The sequence below is a fragment of the Rathayibacter tanaceti genome (genome assembly GCF_001634385.1).
Taxonomy (GTDB): Bacteria; Actinomycetota; Actinomycetes; order Actinomycetales; family Microbacteriaceae; genus Rathayibacter; species Rathayibacter tanaceti.
In genome coordinates, this window is sequence record NZ_LIIN01000006.1 from 46,168 (window position 1) to 52,598 (window position 6,431).

The window sequence follows — 6,431 nt, forward strand, 5'->3', positions numbered from 1 at the left end:
CGTGTGCCACGGCCCCGAGGGAGCCAGGGCAAGTGTACCTACGGGCCCCGGGTGTTCCCGGTGGGCGGCGCGGTGAGGGGCTCAGCCGCCCGATCCGGCGTCCGGTCACGCGATGAGGCCGCCCGGACCTCGCGGTCGGGCGGCCTCATCGGAGCGCGGCTACCGTGTCGACGGGGTGGCGGTACCGGACGGAGTGCTCGGCGACGGCGACGGCGTCGGTGCATCGACGGCGACCGTGAGGGTCGGCGAGGCCGCCGACTCCGTCTCGCCGCAGAGGACCGTGTAGGTGACGGCGATCTCGCCGGCGGCGGGGCCGGCCTGGATGCTCGCGGTCGTCGAGGTCGACGGGTTCGTGCTGGTCACGCTCGCGCCGTCTCCGGACGCGGCAACCCGGTAACCACTCACGGAGGTTCCACTCGGGCACTGGTTGTAGTTGCTCCAGGTCACGGTGAAGGTGGCTCCTGCGTCGACGCTCGATGCGGCCGGGGTCACCGTGGGCACGGCCGTCGGGGCGTCGGGAACAGCGACCGCCGTGTAGACCGAGACGTCGATCGTCGTGCCCTTGACGACGTTCGCGGTCGGATTGACGTCCTCGACGAGGCCGACCTGGTCGGCGGTGGGAGCGCTCGGCCCGTCGGTGCGGCGGACGCCCATGCCCAGCGCGTCGAGCTCGGTCTCGACCTCATCGAACGCACGACCGACGTAGTCGGCCTTGTTGATCACGACGGTGTTGGAGGTGGGTGTCGGCGTCGCGCTCGGAGTCTGCGACGGCGTCGGCGAGGGCGCCGTGCTCTGCGGGGCGCTCGCCGTGGGACGGGCCTGGGAGTCGCCTCCGGTCGTGAGAGCGAAGATCGTGCCTGCGATCACGACCGCGAGGATGACGATGAGGGCGATGAGCGGCCAGGTCCACGGGCTGCGCTTGCGCGGCTCCTCGGCGGGAGGTGCGGGCTCGTCGAGCGCCGCGAACGGGTCGGCCGCAGCGGCCGCGGCGGAGGGGAGCACCGTGGTGGCCTGGGTCGCGCCCTGAGGGGAGGGGAGGACCGTGGTGGCCTGGGTCGCCGCGAGATCGCCGGCGACGGCGGGCACGGCCACGGTTGCTCCGCGCACGTCGCCCGAGCGCAACGCCTGGGCCGCGCGGGCGAGGTGCGCCGCGGTGGCGGGGCGATCGGCCGGCTTCTTCGAGATGCAGGAGTAGACGAGGTTGCGCACCGGTTCCGCGACCGTGACCGGGAGCTCCGGCGGGGTGTCGTTGATCTGCGCCATCGCGATCGCGACCTGCGACTCGCCGGTGAAGGGGCGGCGACCCGCCAGGCACTCGTACGCGACGATGCCGAGCGAGTAGATGTCGGTCGCGGGGGAGGCGGGCTGGCCGCTCGCCTGCTCCGGAGAGAGGTACTGGACGGTGCCCATGACCTGGCCGGTCGCGGTCAGCGGGACCTGATCGGCGATGCGGGCGATGCCGAAGTCGGTGATCTTGACGCGGCCGTCCGGAGTGATCAGCAGGTTGCCCGGCTTGACGTCGCGGTGCACGAGGCCCGCGGCATGCGCGGCGTGCAGGGCCAGAGCCGTCTGCGCGACGATGTCGAGGACCTTGTCGGTGGAGAGGACGCGTTCGCGTTCCAGCACGGTCGAGAGCGCCTCGCCGGGGACGAGCTCCATGACCAGATAGGCCGAGCCGTCCTCCTCGCCGTAGTCGTACACGTTGGCTATGCCTCGTGGTTGACCAGCGCCGCGTGGCGGGCCTCAGCGCGGAAGCGCTCGAGGAAGCCGGGGTCGCCGAGGTACTCGTCCTTCAGGATCTTGATCGCGATCGTGCGGCCGATGACCAGATCGGTCGCCTGCCACACCTCTCCCATGCCGCCGATGGCGATCCGGGACTGCAGCTCGTAGCGTCCCCCGAAGGTGAGGCCTGTCGTGGGTCTCATTTGTTCAGCACCGCCTCTAGTACCTGTTGTCCGATGGGTGCGGCGATCAGGTTGCCGTACCCGTTCTGGCCGAGCCCTCCACCGTTCTCCACGAGCACGGTGATGGCGTACTGCGGGTCGTCCGCGGGCGCGAAGCCGGTGAACCAGAGGGTGTACGGGTCGTCCGCGCCGTTCTCGGCGGTACCGGTCTTACCGGCCACAGTGACGCCCCCTATTGTTGCATTCGTCGCCGCGCCTCCCTGGACGCTGGCGACCATCATCGCCTTGACGGCGTCCGCGGTCTGCGTGCTCACCGCCCGGCCGAGCGACCTCTCCTGGAACTGCTGCAGGACGCTGAGGTCCTGCGAGCGGATGGAGTCGACCAGGTTCGGCTGCATGACCTCGCCGCCGTTCGCGATCGCCGCCGAGACCATCGCGATCTGCAGCGGCGTCGCCTTGACCTCGTACTGCCCGAACGCGGTGAGCGCCGTCTGCGCGTCGTCCGTGGCGGAGGGGTACTGGCTGGCCTCGACCGACATCGGGATCTCGAGCTCCGTGTCGAAACCGAACTTCTCGGCCTGCGAGCGGATCGCGTCGGCCCCGAGCTGCACGCCCATCTCGGCCATCGGCACGTTGCACGAGAGCGAGACCGCGGTCGCGAGCGTGACCGTGTCACCGGGGCCGCAGAGGCCGCCTCCGGAGTTGGTCACCTGAGAACTCGACCCGGGCAGCGTGAAGGACGCGGCGTTCGGGAAGCTCGAGTCCGCCGTGAAGCGCCCGGACTCGAGCGCAGCGGACGCGACGACCAGCTTGAAGACCGAGCCGGGCGGGTTCAGCGAGCCGCCGATCGCGCGGTTGACGAGCGGCTGCGAGGAGTCGTCGTTCAGGGCGCGGTAGGCGGCGAGCACGTCGCCCGTGTCGTGGGGGGTGAGAGCAGTGGGGTCGAAGCTCGGCTTCGAGACCATGGCGAGGATCCGCCCGGTGGCCGGCTCGGTGACGACGACCGCTCCGGTGTAGTCGCCGAGGGCGTCGAAGGCGGCCTGCTGGGCGACCGGGTCGATCGAGAGCTCGACCGACGCGCTTCGGGTCCTGGCCGGAGACGAGGTTGTTGATCTCGTCGAAGAACTGCGAGTTCGAGGTGCCCGAGAGATAGTCGTTGAGCGAGCGCTCGACACCCGTGGTGCCCTGGTCGAGAGTGAAGTAGCCGGTGACGGCCGAGTAGAGCGGGCCGTTCGCGTACTGGCGCTGGAACTTGTACAGATCGTCCGAGGGCGTCGAGGAGGCGATGGGCTGCCCCGCGACGAGGATCGGCCCGCGCTCGGTCGAGAAGCTCTCGTAGAGGGTCCGCGTGTTCCGTCCGTCCTCCGCGAGTGAGTCGGCCTGGATGACCTGGATCGTGGTCGTGGACAGGAAGAGGGCGACGAACATCGTCAGCACGACGAGGCTCACGCGTTTGAGTTCTCGGTTCATCGACGGATCACACCACCAGACGAGGCTGACTGCGGACTGTGTCGGAGAGGCGCAGCAGCACAGCCACGATCATCCAGTTCGCCACGAGGGAGGAGCCGCCGGCCGCCAGGAAGGGCGTGGTCAGGCCGGTCAGCGGGATGACGCGGGTGACGCCTCCGATGACGATGAAGCACTGCAGGGCGATCACGAACGAGAGGCCGACTCCCAGGAGGCGGCCGAAGTCGTCCTGCCCGGCGAAGCCGATGCGGAAGCCCCGCGAGACAAGGAGGAGGTAGAGGCCGAAGATCGCGAACAGGCCGGCCAGGCCCAGCTCCTCGCCGAGGCTCGCGATGATGTAGTCGGACTGCGGGACCGGAGTGACATCCGGCATTCCCTGGCCGAGCCCCGTTCCGAGCAGGCCGCCGTGCGCCAGGCCGAACAGACCCTGGACGAGCTGGTAGCTGCCTCCCGGGTCGGCGCTGTAGCGCTCGGCGCTCAGAGGCTCCAGCCAGTTCGCGAAGCGGTTGCCCACGTAGTCGAGGGTCTGACTGGCCAGCAGCGCGCCTCCGAGGAACAGGCCGACGCCGATGAGCACCCAGCTGGTGCGCCCCGTGGCGACGTAGAGCATCACCAGGAACAGGCCGAAGTAGAGCAGTGCGGTGCCCAGATCGCGCTGGAAGACGATGACGCCCATCGTGACGGCCCAGATGACCAGGATCGGCCCGAGGTCACGCAGGCGCGGGAAGCGCATCCCGAGCACGGTGCGGCCGACCATCGAGAGGGAGTCGCGGTTGCGCACGAGGTAGCCGGCGAAGAACACGGCGAGGGCGATCTTGGCGATCTCGCCGGGCTGGAAGCTCGCGACGTCACCGATGCCGATCCAGACGCGGGCGCCGCTGACCTCGCGACCGATGAACGGCAGCAGCGGAAGCAGGAGCAGCGCGATCGCGACGAATCCGGCCACGTAGGTGTAGCGGAACAGCACGCGGTGGTTGCGGATCACCAGTAGGACAACGATCGCGGCGACGACCGCGAGGCCGCTCCAGAAGAGCTGCCGTACGGCGACCGAATCCCAGCCGGTGACTCCGTCGGCGATGTCGATGCGGTAGATCTCGGCGACGCCCAGGCCGTTCAGCACCGTCGCGATGGGCAGCAGGAAGGGGTCCGCTGCCGGGGCGGCGAACCGCAGCACCACGTGGACCGCCAGCACCAGGCCCGCGAGACCGGCGCCGAGCGAGACGAGCGTGCTGTCGACGGCGCCGAGCGCGCCGAGCTGCACGAGGACGATCGCGGCGGCGTCGATGACGCACGCGAAGACCAGCAGGAGCAGCTCGAGGTTGCGCAGCTTCTGCCGGAAGAAGCCCTGCCGCTCGGAGGTGGGGCGGGCGGTGGCCGTGGCGGCGTCCGTCATGGTGCTCCGTTCGCGTCCGTCAGGCGCTCGACGATCTCGACGGCGGCCGGGTAGGAGTCGGCGCTGATGGTCTGCTCCAGCTGCTCGACGTCGTAGGCGCGCAGGGAGTCGATCGGGATGCCGGTGTCCTCCCTCACCTCCGACAGTGAGAGCGGGCCGACCGACTGCTGGATGCCCTGGTAGATGATCACGGTGTCGCCGTCGGTGCCCACGTAGAAGCGCGACTGCGTCCAGTCGTAGGCGAGCAGCACGCCCAGGAAACCGATGATGAGCACGAGCGAGAGGCCGACGAGCCAGGTGATGCGGCGGCGCAGGTGCCGGCGGCGGTCCTCCTCGATGAGCTCGTCGAGGTAGTCCTCGGAGGCGGGCTCGAAGTGGGTGGGGCCCTGCGCGGCCGGTGCGCGGGTGTGCAGGCGGAGGCCGGGGATCCTCCCGCGGCTCTGCGACTCGTCGGTGCTCAGCGGTGTCGGCGAAGCGGCCGAGCCGACGACCACCGGCTCCTCGCTGGGCGCGAGGATCTGCGCGGTGTCGCCCGCTCCGGGGATGTCGAGGATGACCACGGTCACGTTGTCGGGGGCGCCGTGCGAGAGGCTGTCCCGGATCAGCCGGTCCGCCACCTGCTGCGCGGTCTCGTCGCGGCTCAGTTCCTTGAGGATCTCGTCGTGCGGGACGACTCCCGACAGGCCGTCGGAGCAGATCAGCCAGCGGTCGTGCGGCTCGGTCTCGAGGGTCAGCGTGTCGATCTCGGGGTTGGCGTGGACGTCGCCGAGCACCCGCATCAGGACGGAGCGGCGCGGGTGCGTCATCGCCTCCTCCTCGGTGATGCGGCCCGAGTCGACCAGTCGCTGCACGAAGGTGTGATCGGTGGTGACCTGCTCGAGCTTGCCGTCGCGCAGGACGTAGATGCGGGAGTCGCCGATGTGGGCGATAGCGACCGACTCGCCCACCCGCGCGATCGCGCTGACCGTCGTGCCCATCCCCGTGAGCTCCGGATGGTCGACGACGGCCTCGGCCAGCAGAGTGTTCGCGGCGAGCAGCGTCCGCTTGAGCTCGTCCTCGGCCTCATAGGTCGAGGCGTAGGGGCGGTCGGCCTCCGCGATGCGCTTGATTGCGATGGAGGAGGCGACGTCGCCTCCCGCGTGCCCGCCCATGCCGTCGGCGACCACGAAGAGCTGTCGCCCGGCGTAGCCGGAATCCTGATTGTTCGAGCGGATCCGGCCGACGTGCGAGACGGCGGCGCTCTCGCGCACCGCGCCGGAACCGGAGGCGCTCTCCGGAGTCGATGCCACGCGCTACGACCGCCGCAGTTCGAAGGTGGTGGTGCCGACCTTGACGGGCGTGTTCAGCGGAACCTTCGTGGGCGCGCCGACGCGACGGCCGTCGAGGAACGTTCCGTTCGTCGAGTCGAGGTCCTGGATCATCCACTCGTCGTTCCAGAGGAGCAGACGTGCGTGGTGGGTCGAGGTGTAGTCGTCGCGGATCACCAGGGTCGACTCGGCGGAGCGGCCGATGGTGAGTGGCTCGCCCGCTAGCTCGAGCTCGGTGCCCCGCTTGGGGCCGGAGGTGATGACGAGGCGCTGGGCGGTGTGGACGGTCGCGGCGCCTCCCGGCTCGGGACGCTCGGCAGCGGCCTCGCGGCTGCGGCGGGCCGACGGGGCGGACGGCGG

General features: G+C 70.2%; 3 protein-coding genes and 2 pseudogenes. All 5 read right to left on the reverse strand.

Annotated features, from left to right (window positions below; all coding sequences use genetic code 11):
• Positions 1-159: 159 nt before the first annotated feature.
• A pseudogene (locus ACH61_RS01830) lies at positions 160-1,925 on the reverse strand (protein kinase domain-containing protein).
• Positions 1,922-3,374: pseudogene (locus tag ACH61_RS01835) on the reverse strand (peptidoglycan D,D-transpeptidase FtsI family protein). The pseudogenes ACH61_RS01830 and ACH61_RS01835 overlap by 4 nt, the downstream one beginning before the upstream one ends.
• Before the next feature lie 7 nt (positions 3,375-3,381).
• Positions 3,382-4,764 carry an FtsW/RodA/SpoVE family cell cycle protein gene (locus ACH61_RS01840; RefSeq protein ID WP_068207853.1) on the reverse strand — a complete coding sequence of 461 codons (1,383 nt, stop codon included), beginning with the start codon at positions 4,762-4,764 and terminating at the stop codon, positions 3,382-3,384.
• A complete protein-coding gene (locus tag ACH61_RS01845; RefSeq protein ID WP_236713494.1) occupies positions 4,761-6,053 on the reverse strand; it encodes a Stp1/IreP family PP2C-type Ser/Thr phosphatase in 1,293 nt (430 codons plus the stop codon). Before ACH61_RS01845 ends, ACH61_RS01840 begins: the two co-directional genes overlap by 4 nt.
• Before the next feature lie 3 nt (positions 6,054-6,056).
• The coding region (locus ACH61_RS01850; protein WP_153038774.1) for an FHA domain-containing protein FhaB/FipA at positions 6,057-6,431 on the reverse strand (375 nt) is incomplete at its 5' end.

Excerpts from the sequence above, each read along its gene's own strand:
- ACH61_RS01840 (WP_068207853.1), bottom strand. The coding sequence starts at position 4,764 with ATGACGGACGCCGCCACGGCCACCGCCCGCCCCACCTCCGAGCGGCAG.